Annotated in this window: 13 protein-coding genes; 5 read left to right on the forward strand and 8 right to left on the reverse strand. The window is 43.1% G+C overall.

The genetic code is table 11. The annotated features are described in order from the left end of the window. The first annotated feature begins 453 nt into the window (after positions 1 to 453). Positions 454 to 3,549: an Lcl C-terminal domain-containing protein gene (locus tag JWG44_RS01090; RefSeq protein WP_205273126.1), complete on the forward strand. Its 3,096-nt coding sequence runs from the start codon at positions 454 to 456 to the stop codon at positions 3,547 to 3,549. Positions 3,550 to 3,724: 175 nt separating this feature from the next. Continuing rightward, complete coding sequence (locus tag JWG44_RS01095) at positions 3,725 to 4,855, forward strand: AraC family transcriptional regulator (RefSeq protein WP_205273127.1); 1,131 nt, start codon at positions 3,725 to 3,727, stop codon at positions 4,853 to 4,855. Here JWG44_RS01095 and ychF read toward each other — a convergent pair. From ychF to JWG44_RS01110, 3 genes are read right to left on the reverse strand one after another with little or no spacing between them, the layout of a single operon-like run. Continuing rightward, the gene (gene ychF, locus JWG44_RS01100) at positions 4,845 to 5,948 is read right to left on the reverse strand and encodes a redox-regulated ATPase YchF (RefSeq protein WP_205273128.1); all 1,104 of its coding nucleotides are present in this window, start codon (positions 5,946 to 5,948) and stop codon (positions 4,845 to 4,847) included. The two genes, JWG44_RS01095 and ychF, sit on opposite strands and share 11 nt — an antisense overlap. 46 nt (positions 5,949 to 5,994) lie before the next feature. Next, positions 5,995 to 7,002: an LIC11612 family fibronectin-binding protein gene (locus tag JWG44_RS01105; protein WP_205273129.1), complete on the reverse strand. Its 1,008-nt coding sequence runs from the start codon at positions 7,000 to 7,002 to the stop codon at positions 5,995 to 5,997. A gap of 4 nt (positions 7,003 to 7,006) precedes the next feature. After that, positions 7,007 to 7,657, reverse strand: coding sequence for a ferritin family protein (locus tag JWG44_RS01110; RefSeq protein ID WP_205273130.1), 651 nt, complete (start codon positions 7,655 to 7,657; stop codon positions 7,007 to 7,009). A 126-nt stretch (positions 7,658 to 7,783) separates the two neighbouring features. On the opposite strand from JWG44_RS01110, the gene JWG44_RS01115 reads away from it, so the two are divergent. Next, complete coding sequence (locus JWG44_RS01115) at positions 7,784 to 8,683, forward strand: 4-hydroxybenzoate octaprenyltransferase (RefSeq protein ID WP_205273131.1); 900 nt, start codon at positions 7,784 to 7,786, stop codon at positions 8,681 to 8,683. A gap of 270 nt (positions 8,684 to 8,953) precedes the next feature. Further along, positions 8,954 to 9,568, forward strand: coding sequence for a UbiX family flavin prenyltransferase (locus tag JWG44_RS01120; RefSeq protein WP_205273132.1), 615 nt, complete (start codon positions 8,954 to 8,956; stop codon positions 9,566 to 9,568). Between the two features lie 11 nt (positions 9,569 to 9,579). Here JWG44_RS01120 and JWG44_RS01125 read toward each other — a convergent pair whose 3' ends face one another. From JWG44_RS01125 to JWG44_RS01140, 4 genes are read right to left on the reverse strand one after another with little or no spacing between them, the layout of a single operon-like run. After that, positions 9,580 to 10,269 carry a hypothetical protein gene (locus JWG44_RS01125; protein WP_205273133.1) on the reverse strand — a complete coding sequence of 230 codons (690 nt, stop codon included), beginning with the start codon at positions 10,267 to 10,269 and terminating at the stop codon, positions 9,580 to 9,582. A gap of 46 nt (positions 10,270 to 10,315) precedes the next feature. After that, on the reverse strand, positions 10,316 to 11,359 hold the full coding sequence (locus tag JWG44_RS01130) for an Mrp/NBP35 family ATP-binding protein (RefSeq protein WP_205273134.1): 1,044 nt from the start codon (positions 11,357 to 11,359) through the stop codon (positions 10,316 to 10,318). A gap of 1 nt (position 11,360) precedes the next feature. After that, positions 11,361 to 12,239: a metallophosphoesterase family protein gene (locus tag JWG44_RS01135; RefSeq protein WP_205273135.1), complete on the reverse strand. Its 879-nt coding sequence runs from the start codon at positions 12,237 to 12,239 to the stop codon at positions 11,361 to 11,363. Next, complete coding sequence (locus JWG44_RS01140) at positions 12,236 to 12,496, reverse strand: lipoyl domain-containing protein (RefSeq protein ID WP_205273136.1); 261 nt, start codon at positions 12,494 to 12,496, stop codon at positions 12,236 to 12,238. The genes JWG44_RS01135 and JWG44_RS01140 overlap by 4 nt, the downstream gene beginning before the upstream one ends. Positions 12,497 to 12,563: 67 nt before the next feature. Between JWG44_RS01140 and JWG44_RS01145 the strand changes: the two genes are divergently transcribed. Further along, complete coding sequence (locus JWG44_RS01145) at positions 12,564 to 13,394, forward strand: hypothetical protein (protein ID WP_205273137.1); 831 nt, start codon at positions 12,564 to 12,566, stop codon at positions 13,392 to 13,394. A gap of 56 nt (positions 13,395 to 13,450) precedes the next feature. Here JWG44_RS01145 and JWG44_RS01150 read toward each other — a convergent pair whose 3' ends face one another. Further along, positions 13,451 to 14,722 (reverse strand): PQQ-dependent sugar dehydrogenase, encoded by a 1,272-nt coding sequence (locus JWG44_RS01150; RefSeq protein WP_232371423.1) that lies wholly within the window; start codon positions 14,720 to 14,722, stop codon positions 13,451 to 13,453. Positions 14,723 to 14,777 lie beyond the last annotated feature (55 nt).

Raw genomic sequence — 14,777 nt, forward strand, 5'->3', positions numbered from 1 at the left:
CAAATTAATTACGTCACTCAACCGGTCAAACCGTTTTTGAAAAAATTAACCGAATTTTATAAAAATTTTAAATAGGCCAAATCGATCGCAAAGGATTTATCTTTGTTTGATTGTTGATTCCGATTCTAATCAAGATCGTCCAATTCTATTTGGTTTTATCGGGAGCCGGATTTTCAGATGTGATTCTCCGTTCTTCCATTTAAGTAAAAAACATTTCAGGATTATCATCCTGAAGGATTTAACTTCAATGAATCTATATATTTATCCTTCGACAATTCCATTCTTCTAATTCGTTTAATAAGAATCTTGTGAAACGTTTTTGTTAAGCGAAGTCACTTGTCGGGGAGTCATAGAATGAATCATTGGACCGTACAATATTTACTTTTCGCAGGACGAAAGATTTGCTTTCAGTTGCTTCGGCTCATTTGCGTTTTTCTGATTTGTGCAAACTGTTTGGGAAATCGTTCCAGTTCTCCATTTTTCGGTTTTATCGGTTCCATTTTTGATCAAAGCCCCTCCTTTGGTTCTCATTCCGTATCGGGTCAGGTGATCGGACTGAACGGTCCGGGTTTGGTATTAAAGATTCAAAATTCTGAAAATTCAAATTCGGAGACGTTGGCTATTTCTTCGAACGGTAAATTTCAATTTCCCTCGCTCCTTCCGCAAAGATCACAATATACGGTTACAGTGGTCTCCACTCCTCTCGCGCAGGTTTGCTCGGTTCGGAATGCGACCGGACTTATCGCAGCTTTCGATATCGATTCTCTTGTCGTAGTTTGTTCTTTCTCCTCCTATTCCGTTAAGATTAACGTTAGCGGTTTGTTCGGAACAGGACTTGGTCTTGTCGTTAAGAACAACGGAACGAACCCGATTACGATCGATTCTTGCTCTACTTCTTCCTGCTCTTATACGTTTTCCGCTCCGATTGCAGACGGAGGAAATTACGACGTGACCGTTGAAACGCCGATCGGAGGTCCCCCTTCTCAGGTATGTTCCCCGAGCGGAACGAATAGCGGATTGATCTCGGGATCCGACGTCGTCGTAAATATCGTCTGTTCTCGAACTAATTACTTGGTTTCGGTTAACGTAAAAGAACTTACGGGTGACGGACTTGTCATCCGAAACAACGGAGAGGACCGACTCATTCCGAGACCGACATGGACTCCACCCGCGGCGATCCCAGAGGTATTGGATACGTTTACCATTCCGATCGCCGATGGCGGTAGTTATAATATCAGCATTCCGCAACAACCGAGCAGACCGGGTTTGAATCAAACCTGTTCGGTTCAGGCTCCTAGTTCCGCCGTCGGTTTTGTCTGGGGATCCAATGTCACCATTCAGGTGATTTGTTCAGTTAGTTTATATAAGGTTCATCTAAATGTTACCGGACTTTCAGGCAGTAATCTGAAGATTCAAAATAACCTGGAACAAATATCGATTCCGTCTAACGGAACCTACACGTTTTCGACGGAAATTGCCGATCGCGGCGCCTACAGCATAGGTTTTCCGCAACAACCGGGCGCACCTGGTTTGAATCAAACCTGTTCCGTTTTTGGAACCCCGCCCGCCGATCCTCCCTCTGTCGGAACGATCGACGGGAGTGATATAACCGTTTTGGTCCTCTGTTCTACGAATTCCTATGACGTACACATAAAAGTGATAGGGCTTGCGGGAACAGGAAGCGCGACGGGGCCGATCTTCAAAAATAACTCCGAACAAATTCTAATTCCTGCTTCCCCCTCGACGGCGACTTACACGTTTCCGACGAGAGTCGCGGATGGCGGGAGTTATAGGGTTGTGGTCGATCAAGATCCGATCAATCCGAATCAAAGCTGTTCTCCTACAGGCTCGGTTCCTTATGAAGGAAGTATTTCCGGTTCGGGAATTACTGTCGAATATACTTGCGTCACAAATTCTTATTTCGTAAAAGTAAACGTAACCGGTTTGCAAGGACTGGGGTTAAAGTTAACGAATAACGGAGTCGAAGAGTTAAGGTTCGATTCGGACGGAATCGGAACGTTTCCTACGGCGATCACCGATCATTCCAACTATGTCGTTACGATTACCGAACAACCCACGGTAGCTGCGCCCTATTCTTATTTATCTCAAACCTGTTCGTTCGATACAAGTCCGCCTTCGATCGGAACGATTGCCGGTGGATCCATTACCATTCCGGTGGTTTGTTCCAAGGTTTTGGGATTTACATATTTTAATTTTCCGAATTCTTTCACCGGTCTTGAAATGGACGTTTTTGGTATCGTCACTTCTGATTCAAAAATCAAAATCGATCTTCCGTTCGGTTCCGTTTTAGCTAGTTCGGATCCTGCCGCCAATCTCATTGCCGGTTTTGCGCTCTATTCTTCCGGCACTTCAGCTCGTATTTCAGCGGTTCCGCAAATTTCTGAAGTAACGGGAAATCCATTCGACGATATTGGTTCTTTCGTTTATACGATCGTTGATGATTTGATCCCTACGCTTACAAAAGATTATTTGCTTCTGCTCCGAAAAACCATTCCTATTTCGGGAACCGGGATTGGAATGGTTTGTTTTGATAATTCCGGAGGATACTCTTGTGACGACGGCCTGGGAGGTCTTTTGTCAGGATTTCCGGCCCAGTATGGGAATTTTATTTATCAGCGATCTTTTGGCGGACCCGAAACGATCGGCCCATCCTATCATCATACTACGAAGGATAAAATTACGGGACTTGTTTGGAAGACCTGTCTCCAAGGACAAAGCGATGTCACGGCACCTAATTATTGCAGCGGTTCCGGTGTCTCCATGAAATGGCCCGTGGCACAATCCTCTTGTGTTGCTTTGAACTCGGGAAGCGGTTATGCGGGAATTAAAAATTGGAGGCTACCTAAAATTTCAGAGTTGGCAACCTTGGTATTTTACGGCACAACTTTACCACCTTTGATTCAATCGACTTACTTTCCGAACCAAGGAGGAAGTATCGATCTTTGGTCGAACACTCAAAACTCGGATGGAACCGGGTCTTGGTTTCTCCAGTTTTCGGACGGATTCTCCTATGACGCGAATAACAGTTCCGGAGCCGGCGGAGATTCGTTTCGGGTTCGTTGTGTCTCCGGAGGACAGTGGCCTCGTGGAGAAGGACTTTTGACGTCCACTTTGATAGATCGAGGAGACGGAACGATCGAAGATACGCTTACGAAACTACGTTGGCGTAAATGCTCGAAAGGACTTAGCGGGACGGGGTGTTTGACCGGAAGTTTTGCGCCAAGCAATTGGAAGAATGCGCTTTCCCATTGCACCGGTTTGGGGCTTGGTCCCGCCGGAAATCCTTGGAGACTTCCGAGCGTCAATGAACTGAGGACTTTGGTGGACCATAACTTTAACGATCCTGCACTAGTGGAAAGATCGGGAAACTTTTTTCCAAATACTCAAAATGGAGACTATTGGACCGCGACAACGTTTCTACCCGATTCTACGCAGGCATTTATCGTTTCTTTCGCAGATGGGACTGTGGAAGCATATTCAAAAACGGGAGTTACGAAGGAAGTCAGATGTGTAACCGAAAACGAATGAGATATTCGTTATTTCAAACGTGAACAGGTTCCATTCAGTATCCGTTTTTCGAAATTAGAAACGGAACAGACGAAATCGATTTAAACGGAAAAATGAGCTTGGAAAAGAATTTAGGATCGAATACACTTTGCGGGTTTGATCGTTTCGTTTTGACCGTTTTGAAAAAGGAAACCGAATGATTCGTATGATGCTTCTTTTTTATTTGAGTGGCGGACTCGCATTTTTGCTGGGAGTTTCCCAGATCATCAACGGTTTTGCAAAGCGGAATTGGATTCTTTCTAGTTTGTTCTTTTCGATGAGTTTTTTTCTTCTAAAGGGGGTTTTTCTACTCGAAGGATTTTTGCGTGAATATTCTCACTTTTTCTTACTGGAAATTTTCCTAACTCTTTCCGTCGGTCCGCTTCTTTATCTCTATTTTAATCTTTTGATCGGAGACGAAATTCTCCAAAAAAAAAGAATCTATCTGAACTTTATACCTGCGGTTTTTTATCTTCTGTTTTGGATGATTCATACTTTGAAGATCAGTATCGGTAACGAGTCCTTTCGTGATGTCGATTCTAATTATGAAAGCAGTTACGGACTATTGTATGTTTTCGTGCCGATTTCGCCTGCGGTCTACGTTTTCATATTGGCGAGGAAATATTTTCAGATTTTTAAGAACGATTTTTTCAAAGGAGGTTGGCCGATTCATATTCAGGCGATTTTTATTCTAGCTATGATCGCTTGTTCGGTCGGAGTTCTGCTGGGAGTCAGGACTTTGTCGGGAATCGATAAAATTTCGTTCGAAAGACTCTATTGGGCGCTTCTATTATCCTTGAGCGCGATCGTTTATTATACGTTCTTTATCAGCCAGAAATTTCCGATCACATTTAACATTGTTTCAAAAACGATACGAAGAATCCAGTATGAGAGGACCACTCTAAAAAACGTGGACGTAGTTTCGATCGAACAAGGGATCGTCAGATTGATGAAAGACGAAAAAATATTTTTAGAAGAGGATTTGACGCTGAAAAATTTGGCGGATCGATTGTCGATGACCCCGCATCAACTTTCCGAATTTTTGAACGTTCGTTTGAATTTGAATTTTAACAGCTTAATGAACGTTTATCGGATCGAGGAGGCAAAACTCTTACTTCGGCAAAGACCGGATCTGAACGTTCTCAACGTTGCATATGAATCCGGCTTCAATTCCCTATCGGCATTTCATACCGCATTTAAAAGAAACGTTGGAATGAGTCCGAAAAGTTTTAGAAAAAATATAACGGAAGAATCAGGACGTAGTCGCCGGATTGAACCTAAGCGTTGATTCTAAAATAAATCACGTCCCCGTCTTGGACGACGTATTCTTTTCCTTCGATTCTTAACTTACCCTCTTCTTTTACCTTTGCCTGGTTTCCTGCCCGATCTAGATCTTCATAACTCATCACTTCGGCCCGGATAAAACCTTTCTCAAAGTCGGAATGAATCACGGCTGCGGCCTTGGGGCCGGTGCTGTTTACGGGTGTGGTCCAAGCCCTGACTTCCACTTCTCCAGCGGTGAAGAATGTGATTAAACCCAAAAGTTTGTATGCGGTTTTGATCATACGATCCAAGCCGCTTTCAGTTTCACCGATCTCTTGGAGAAAATCGAGTTGTTCGTTTCGGTCGAGACCGGAGATTTCTTCTTCAAAACGACCGCAGAGAATGACGAGTTCGGCGTTTTCTTCTTTTGCCATTTGGCGAATTTGCTGAAGAAGCGGTGTGTCTTTTTTTGCCGCGTCTTTATCGGCGATGTTTGCGACATACATCACGGGTTTGAGCGTGATCAGTTGGAAAGTCTTCGCCAGTTTTTTTTCTTCCTCTTTCATATCCGGAAGAGCGAGTCTTGCGGGTTTTCCGGCCTTTAGAAGATCCAGGATCTTTTCCAAAACGGACGCGATCTCCTGGGCTTCTTTGTTCCCATTCTTCGCATTTTTTGCGGCTCTTTGATACTGTTTGTCGGCGCTGTCCAAATCCGCAAAGATCAATTCAAGATTCACAACCGCAGCGTCGTCGACCGGATTTACTTTTCCGTGAACGTGTGTTACGTTGTCGTCTTCGAAAGCGCGCACAACGTGACAAATCGCGTCCACTTCTCGGATATGGGAAAGAAACTTATTTCCAAGTCCTTCCCCTTGGCTCGCGCCTTTTACAAGACCGGCGATATCGACAAATTCGATGATGGCGGGAACGATCTTTTGAGGTTTTACGATTTCAGCAAGACGATCCAATCTTGAATCCGGAACTTCTACGATTCCCTTGTTCGGTTCGATGGTGCAGAATGGATAGTTTTCCATCTGCGCGCCCGCTTTTGTAAGGGCGTTAAAAATAGTGGATTTACCTACGTTGGGAAGGCCGACGATGCCGCAATTCAGACTCATGGAGTCCAGATTTTCCGGACAGGGGTCAACCGAAAAGTAAAATCGGTTATTCCAGATCCCAGGACTTTCCGGAACCGTCGCCGTTCAGCGAAAAACTTTCCTGTTTCAGACGGATCAACCGGTTTCCGCGAAAGAAAAAATTTAAAACGGAGATTCCATTTGGAATCGAAGGGGACGCGCAGCCCGTGTAATAAATTCCTTCGCTAAAACGCAGATCCTGCGGTTGCGGCAAAAGGCGAATCCAAGATGAATTTTCGGTTTTTCCTTCCAAAAGAGAAGCCCATTCTTCCACGCTTTTTTCTCCCAATAAAAAAGAAACTCGATCGAGTTCGAAAGGAATTTCTTGGGGATCGGTGTTCGTGGAGAACCAAAATTTTAAAGAATCAAAACTCAGTTCCCAAGAAGCCTTTCCCAAAGAAATCGTAGCCATCTCTTCTTTCGATGGTTTTTCTTCCGATTTTGATTCTTGAATTTTAGAATTCTTTTTGTCCTTGGAAGTTTTGCTTTTCTTTTCGTTTAGAGTTTTTCCGGAAACGGTCTTTGACTTTTGCGATTCGGGAGTTTTGGCTTTGTTCTTTGAAGAATTCTTCGCAGACTTGGAAACTTTCGATGAATTTTTTTTTGAAGGAGATTTCTTTTGCTTTTTAGGAGCCTCGACCTTTTTTTCAACGACAAAGGAAATCCAAGGAATGTTTCCGGACACATTGGCGTCGGGCAGATTCTCTTTTGCTTCTTTGGAAAAGATGTAGAGATCATAGCCGTTTTCGGTCGCGTGTGCGAGTTGCTCGGTCGGAGTATCGTTTGCAAAGGCGCCAAAACCCACCAAGAATGCGGTTCCATTCTCCTGAATTCTTTGCGCCTTGAGCCTTTTGAAAAATAAGGAAGTCGATTTGTAATACCGAATCTTATCGGCTTTCAAGGAAGGTTCACAAACGAGCGCGATACTCACCGGACGATCCTTGAGGCCTCCAGTTTCCGAAAATATATGGGAAACTTCGAAGACAAAGAGGATAAGAACCGCGAGAACGACTCGTTTTAAAACCGGATCCTTCATCGAATTAAGAAAAAAGTCCGACCGATTTCAAAAGAGAAGTTTGGAATTTTAGATAATTCTTCTTTTCCATTTCTTCAAAGCGCGCATAACGTGTTTTGTAGTCAGGGTCTTCCGCAGCCAAAACTCCTTTCATATCCGCGAGATGGGATTCTTCTTCCTTGATGATCGATTTGAGGCTGACCGCGATTCCGCTATTTTCGAGGATTTGATCGTATTCCTGATAAAGAAAATCCGCTCTTTCTTCGATGAGATGGGTTACATAGAGATAGGAAAGGACTGATTGTTTTTTGCCTCGGATTCCGGAAGTGTTTAGTCCTTTGAGAACGAGCGCGTCCAGTCTTTGGAAATACGAAAACGCCGGAAAACCGCAGTGAAGATTTTCGGGTTTATAATCCGGACAGGAGCCGGGAGAAACTCGTTCGCTCATCCGTTTGAAAAAATGAGCGTGTCTTGCTTCTTCGGATGCGTGTCTGAGAATCATTTCCCCCATTCCGGAATCGCTTTGGGTCATTAGAATCTTTCGGGATCCCATGTGTTCCAAAAAAGAAATCGTGTTCAACCAGCGGGAATGAATCTTTGGATCTTCTATGATTTTTTTTAAAAAAATACGAATCGACTCCGTTGAAACCGGAACCGCGGTTAGAGTTTGGGTCATAAGCGTATCCTTTTGAGAGCGGAGAAAAAATCATCGATTTTTAAGCTTTCTCTTTGATTTTGTGTAGGAAAAGAATTTTGGAGATCATTTCGATTTTCAACACAAGGCAAGAGTCCGACCCAAACTATGAATTTTAGTCTAACATCCCTGAAGCAGTATGGAAGTCTCATCAAGTTTTCACACACTCTTTTCGCGCTTCCTTTTGCGGGAATTGCATTCGTTCTGGCATTTCTCAAAACCTACGGAAAATCTTTATTGGAATGGTCGATCCTTTCCTTTCTTATCTTGATTTCCATGGTTTTGGCGAGATCTGCGGCCATGGGATTTAATCGGATCGTAGATCGGGATATCGACGCGAAAAATCAAAGAACCGTGGATCGGGAAATTCCTGCCGGAAAAATTTCGACTCGTTCCGCCGTGCTTTTTGTCGTTTTATCTTCGATTGGTTTTTTGATTGTGAGTGCGTTTATCAATTCGATGGCGTTTGCACTTTCGTTTCCGACCCTCTTGATTCTTTTGGGTTACTCTCTTGCAAAACGTTTTACTTGGCTTTGTCACTGGATTCTCGGTTTTTCGATCGGTTTGGCACCGCTTGCGACTTGGGTTGCGATTCGTCAAGAAATCGTCTTAGAGCCCCTTCTCTGGACTTTCGGACTCGCGTTCAACCTTGCGGGTTTTGATATTCTCTACGCGCTTCAAGACCAGGACTTTGATAAAAAGGAAGGATTGTTTTCGGTTCCGGCAAAGTTCGGAAGAAAAAATTCTCTCTGGATCGCTGCGGCCAATCACATTCTTTGTGTCGTTCTTTTATTCGCGGCGGGAATCGTATCCGGTTTGGGGCCGATCTTTTTATTTTTTCTTTTGATCACTTCCTATTATCTTTTCCAAGAACACAAGATTGTGAGACGCTCGGGTGATAATTTTTTTCCGCCGAGGTTTTACCAGATCCATTCTTACATTTCTCTGATTCTTTTTGGAGGATTGCTCGTGGATCGATTTTTTTACGGGGTGATTTTGGGAAGTTAAGGTAAGAATTGGATTCTGATTGGATCCAATATCGAGTCGAACTAACAAAAAGGGATTCCTAAGAATTCTTAAAACGAATCGAGAGTTTTTTTTGAAAAATTTTGAAACGTTCTTTGCAATCGACGTTTGTTTCCAAGGTGGAATTTGTAGGAGCTCTTACGGTTTCTCCTCGAGATAACTTCTATTTTGAGAATTTGCAAAAAACAAAATCGATTCGTTTTTTTCCGATAAAAACCGTGACTAAGATTTTTCAACAGATTAGGAGCTCCGATGAAACTTGTTTTAGGAATGGCCGGTGCGAGCGGCTCCATCTACGCGGAACGATTTATCCGCGCACTTTCCACGATCGAAGGTTCGACTTTTCTCATCTGTAGTCCGGCTTCACTTCGCGTTTTTCGAGAGGAAATGGATTGTAAGGTTTCTTCTTCCAAAGAACTCTTGGAATTTATTTTTACCAAATATAAAATCGCAAATTCTTCCCATCAATTTTTGATCCGTAATTTTTCGGACATCGGAGCCGATATCGCTTCCGGATCCAACCCTTGGAAGGCGATGGTGGTTCTTCCTTGTTCCATGAAAACGATCGCTTCGATTAACGCGGGTTTGACGGAGAATCTGATCGAAAGGGCGGCCGACGTAACTCTAAAAGAAAGGAGAACCCTTGTTTTGGTTCCGAGGGAAGCTCCTTACAACCGAATTCATTTGAAGAATATGTTGGAACTCCACGACGCCGGAGGAACGATTCTTCCCGCCTCGCCCGGATTTTATCAAATGCCTAAAACGTTGGATGATCTGGGAGATTTTATCAGCGAAAGAATTTTTAGACTTTTAGGTATAGAATTGGATCTATATCCGAGATGGAATCCAAAAAACCAAGAAGAGTAACTAACGTTTTGTTAAGCGTAGTATTCGATATCGTGGATTTTTTTCTTCAAAGTGGACGCGTCTTCATAGTTTTCCTTTGAAATCGCGTTGAACTTTTGAAGATAAAGACCGATCAATTCTTCTCCGGTTTGTCCGGGTAAGGAAAGAGCCTTTTTAAAATTATCCAAATCGAATTCCGGATGTTTTGTTGAAAAGTTTTCCACCAATTGATCCATTTTGATCAAGGAAGCTTCTCTTGCGATCCCGGTCGATCTTCTGATCTTTAACGAAAGATTTGCGAGTGCGTCGAGGTATTCCCGGACTCCGCTTTCTTCTTCCGGAAAATGAACCTGTCCGGTTCCGACTTCGCGATTTTTACAGATTTCCACATATTTGATCACTACACTGTTGAATTGATCCATTCTTTCTTGAATGTAATCGTTAGACGCTTCTTTGGAAGCGGGCATTTCGAAATCGCGAATTTTGATAACGTCGTATTTGTCTATATTCTCGGATATGACCCTTTTGAGCTCGTCGTAACTGTCCAGAGAAACCGGCGGGAAAGTTACTACGGGAAAGTTTTCCCCGATTTTCAGAAAGCTCACCACAACGTTAGACGCGATGATCTTTCCTCCGGGGCTGAGAGGGTTTTCACCAAACACGTTGCAATAAACTATTAAATTGCCCGTTGGGTTCTTATCGGATCCCTTTTCAAACTTCAAGGTTCACCTCCCGTCTCATAATGTACAACAGACTCAAATCCTACTATTATTCCCACTTTTTTATTTCTTCATTGAGATGATCGAAGATACTTTTGTAGGCTTGATAGATTGGACCGTTTTTATCTTTTAAAATTACAGGTTTTCCGTCTTCCCCAGCGTTCATGATCTCCATTGTCAAAGGGATGCCACCTAAGAAACGCGCGTCCGAAGAATCTGCCAATCTCTGGCCTCCTCCTTTGCTAAATATGGCAGAAGCATGTCCGCATTTGGGGCAAATGAATTCGCTCATATTCTCTATGACGCCTAAGATCGGAACTTTCACTTGAGTAAACATCGCCGATGCGCGGTTAGCGTCTAACAACGCGACAGACTGTGGAGTTGTTACGATCACGGCTCCGTTCAGATCGATGAGTTGTGCGAGAGAAAGTTGAACGTCGCCCGTTCCGGGAGGAAGATCGATAAAAAGATAATCGAGATCATCCCAGACGATATCGTATAAGAACTGTTCGATGGCCTTTCCGAGCATCGGACCTCTCCAAACGACGGGTTGTTTTTCATCGATCAAAAAAGAGAAGGAAATGATTTTGAGTCCATCTTTTTCAAGTGGATAAATTTTATCTTCTTCGGCTTTTAAGGCAACGCGGCCGTTGACTCCGAACATCTTTCCAACCGATGGACCGTAGATGTCGGCGTCCAAAACTCCCACTTTGTATCCGAGAGAAGCCGCCATAGCGGCTAAATTGACGGTTACGGTTGATTTTCCGACTCCGCCTTTTCCGGATCCGATCGCGATCACATTTTTAACACCCGGAATTTTATTAGAATCATCTAATATGAGTTTTGGATCGACTTCGAATTTGATCTTTACCTTGCCTACACCTTCGAGTTTTGTGAGCGACTGACGGATTTGAGCCTCGAGACCGATCTGAATTCTTCTGTCTTGATTCGGCGTTTTGAGAAGAATGCTAGTTTCCCCTTCCTGAATATCGAGCGCTCCTACCATTCCAAGAGAGACTATGTCTTTCTTGAGTTCGGGATGTTTGATTTTGGTAAGTTCTCTTTGAATTTTTACTGCTTCGATGGCGGCCATTTTATTCCTTTTCTGAATACGAAACTAAGGGAGCTTCCGTAAATTTAGACTGTTCTGGGTTGTAAGTATATCTTTGAATTTTAAGATTTCGTTTTTCGATTTCCAAAAGATGAAATCCGCACTCGTGTCTCGAATCGGAAAGCCGGGTACTGGACGCGGAGTTTACCACATAATACGGCATCTGCTGCCCCGGAACTTTGACCCAATTTGTATGCACGTGGCCGTGTAAAAAAGCGAGAGGTGGAAAACTTTTAAGAAGAGAGGCGATCTCTTCCCGATTTCGCAAACGATGGTGAACCGTCTCCTGTCTTTCTTCCGGGTTCCAGATCGGATGATGACAGACCAATACGTAATCTTCGATCTTTTTTTCCCTAAGAATTTTTTGAGTCTCGGATACGACCTCGGGTTGAATTCTTCCATACGCATCGAGAATCGAAAGAGGCAGACTGGAATCCCACCCTACAAAATATACGCCGCCGATTTTTTTAATACGAATATAATCTGCGTTATGTGAAATGGTATCGCCTGAAAGTTTCGAAAAGTATTTTTCGAAAAGAGGATGTTCGCCTACTGCTTGTTTTGTGTAACGATCGTGATTTCCGGGGATATAAAAAACACGATCCTGAGGAAGTTCGCTTAATATTTTCCCCGCAACCTGAAATTCCTTTTCGTGAGAGACGTTTGTGATGTCCCCGGATATGACGATCGCATCGGGTCTCAAGGTTTCGACACTTTTCAAAATGGAATTCCAAATATAAGAAGGATATTTTTTCTTTCTTCGAAGCGTGTAGTTTAGATAACCTACGATCATCTTTCCTTTTAATTGGAAGAAAGGAATTTGTGTAGGGAAGTGAAGATCTGAGAGGTGAAGAATTTTCATTCGGATTCAAAAAGTTCCAGAATTCCTAAAACGTCGCCCTTGCGAACGATGGATCCCTGCTCTTTTATAATTTGCGTTAGTTTCCCTTTCACCGGAGACTCCATTGGGAAGCAAGCCTTGTCGGTAACGAGCTCTAAAATTTCTTGACCGGGAGTTATGGAGTCACCAAGCTTCGAATTCCAGTGAACGAGTTCGATCTTGTCCGTATCTCCGAGGTCCGGTGTGATCAATTCAAAAATGCCGGATTTTGGTTTCATGATTTAAAACAAACTTGCGTAAAAGACTTTGCGCATCAATGATACCTAAAAAACTCGGTGGGGATATATGGCAAACCAGAAAACAGCGCTCAAAGGGAGCGAGATCCTGAAAAATATCGAGGATCTCAAAAAGAGAAAATTCTTTCACCTTGAGCTCAAAGGTCTGACAAAACCTACGAGAGATATTCTTTCCGAGCTTGTAAACGGAATTTTAGATGAAATCGGAGCCAACCCGTTAGCCGGCTTTCATCTCTTTAGCGGTTTGATGGAAGCGTTGTTAAACGCAATCAAGGCAAACATTCGCCACATTATCTTCCGAGATGAACTCCTAAAAAAATTAGAACAAGGAGAGACCAGTCGTCAAGACGCGGAAGAACTCCTAGAGATCATCATGGAAACCTCGCTCTTACGGGATGCGATGCACCGTTATATCGTACCCGATAAGGTGAAAAAACAGGTTCAAACGGTTCTTTCTTTGGAAGATAAAATCAGAACTAAAAAGAAAGTTTTAACGGAAAGCGAGAAGGTTTTTCTTTCCGACGTTCGCAGCAAGATTGAAAAATACAATATGAACATCTCCTTGAAGATTCGAATCACCAAGGAAGAATTGAGTTTTAGAATTCGAAACGATTCTCCGATCCATCATTTGGATTTTGAAAGAATTCAAGAATCCAGACAAAAACACAAAGAACTTTTCGATCAAGGAAATTCCGCCGATTTTTTTCGCCCCGAATTTTTAAACGAAAAAGAAAGCGCCGGTTTTGGAATTGCGATGATCGACGAAGGATTTTACAGCATCGGTCTCAATCCTCTCGATCTTCTTACGATCACATCCGGAGCGAGAACTACAACGGTGTATATGAAATATCCGATTTCCGGATTGAAAATGGATTTCTGATTTTCTCTTTTTCGAATCTAAGTAAAAATCTCGAATACGATCCGAAAATGAAAAATTTACTTCGGATCGAGGCGGTAGATTTTGCCGCTTCCAAAATCGGTAAGATAGATTTTGCCGGAAGCGTCTTTTCCAAAGGAAGAAATCAAAACCGGCCATTTTCCCAACGTATAAACTTTTTTCGCAGGTTTTCCGGATTCGTCGGGCAAATCTAAGGCCCAGATTCTTCCGGAAACAAAATCCGCAAAAACGTATTTTCCGTTTAACTGCGAAATCGATTTGTTTGAATATACGTAACCGCCGGTGATCGACTGCCCTTCTTCTCTTCCGTATTCGTAGATCGGATCGATAAGACCCTTTTCATCGCAGTTTTGTTTTGGATCAAAGCAATGAGTCGCCTCCTTTGTATTCCAACCGTAGTTCTTTCCTTTTTCGATGATATCCACTTCTTCCCAAAGATCCTGACCTACGTCGGCGAGGATCAATCTTCCTTGGGGATCAAAGCCGTATCTCCAAGGATTTCGAAAACCGTAAGCGAACGTTTCCGGCGCACAACACGAGTCGTTTACAAACGGATTGTCCGCAGGAATCTTATAACCTTTTCCGTTTTCCGTTGTATTTACGTCGATACGCAACATACTTCCGAGCCATGTTTTTGGATTTTGTCCGTTTTCTTTAGGATCGTCTTTCCATCCTCCGTCGCCCCAGCCTACATATAAGAATCCGTCCGGACCGAAGGCGAGTTGTCCCGCGTTGTGATTCGGGTATGGTTGAGCCACTTCCATGATAATTCTTTCGGAAGTAATCTTAGAATTTGGTAAATCTTTTGGAGAAGACACGATCCATTCTGAAACTCGGCTTGTGTCCTTTCCGCCAACTTTCAGAACGTAGTTGAGATAGAGTTTTCCATTCTTTGCAAAATCGGGATGAAAGGCCAAACCGAGAAGACCTTGTTCCGCTTCGGATAATACATTCAAAGTTAATAATATTCCAGTTTCATTTTTTCGGACTTTTCCCCAACGGAGTTTTCCTTTTTGTTCGGCGACAAGAAACGTTTCGGATTCTCCCGGAGGAAATTGGAGGTCAGTAGGTTGTGAAAAACCGGAGGAAACTTCTTTGAGAGAAATGAGAATTTTTTCCTTTTGTTCGTCTTTCCCGGAAAAATTCGGTTGGATGAGATTGGGATCACCTTCTGCCTTGTATGTGTCCGGAGCGCCTAACACTTCTACCAAGGTCTTTTGAACCCATTCGCAACCGTTTGAAAAAATCAGAACGATCGCAAAGGAGAAATAGATAAGAATTTTTTTAAAAGAGATTGGGATACAAAGCATAGCGCAAAGCATCCCTATTTTGGAAAGTTCGTCAAATAGAATCTATACTCTTAGT

The sequence above is a fragment of the Leptospira ainazelensis genome, from assembly GCF_016918785.1.
GTDB lineage: Bacteria > Spirochaetota > Leptospiria > Leptospirales > Leptospiraceae > Leptospira > Leptospira ainazelensis.

Coding starts and splice junctions, on each gene's coding strand:
- JWG44_RS01095 (WP_205273127.1), top strand. CDS start 3,725: ATGATTCGTATGATGCTTCTTTTTTATTTGAGTGGCGGACTCGCATTT.
- ychF (WP_205273128.1), bottom strand. CDS start 5,948: ATGAGTCTGAATTGCGGCATCGTCGGCCTTCCCAACGTAGGTAAATCC.
- JWG44_RS01105 (WP_205273129.1), bottom strand. CDS start 7,002: ATGAAGGATCCGGTTTTAAAACGAGTCGTTCTCGCGGTTCTTATCCTC.
- JWG44_RS01110 (WP_205273130.1), bottom strand. CDS start 7,657: ATGACCCAAACTCTAACCGCGGTTCCGGTTTCAACGGAGTCGATTCGT.
- JWG44_RS01115 (WP_205273131.1), top strand. CDS start 7,784: ATGAATTTTAGTCTAACATCCCTGAAGCAGTATGGAAGTCTCATCAAG.
- JWG44_RS01120 (WP_205273132.1), top strand. CDS start 8,954: ATGAAACTTGTTTTAGGAATGGCCGGTGCGAGCGGCTCCATCTACGCG.
- JWG44_RS01130 (WP_205273134.1), bottom strand. CDS start 11,359: ATGGCCGCCATCGAAGCAGTAAAAATTCAAAGAGAACTTACCAAAATC.
- JWG44_RS01135 (WP_205273135.1), bottom strand. CDS start 12,239: ATGAAAATTCTTCACCTCTCAGATCTTCACTTCCCTACACAAATTCCT.
- JWG44_RS01140 (WP_205273136.1), bottom strand. CDS start 12,496: ATGAAACCAAAATCCGGCATTTTTGAATTGATCACACCGGACCTCGGA.
- JWG44_RS01145 (WP_205273137.1), top strand. CDS start 12,564: ATGGCAAACCAGAAAACAGCGCTCAAAGGGAGCGAGATCCTGAAAAAT.
- JWG44_RS01150 (WP_232371423.1), bottom strand. CDS start 14,722: ATGCTTTGTATCCCAATCTCTTTTAAAAAAATTCTTATCTATTTCTCC.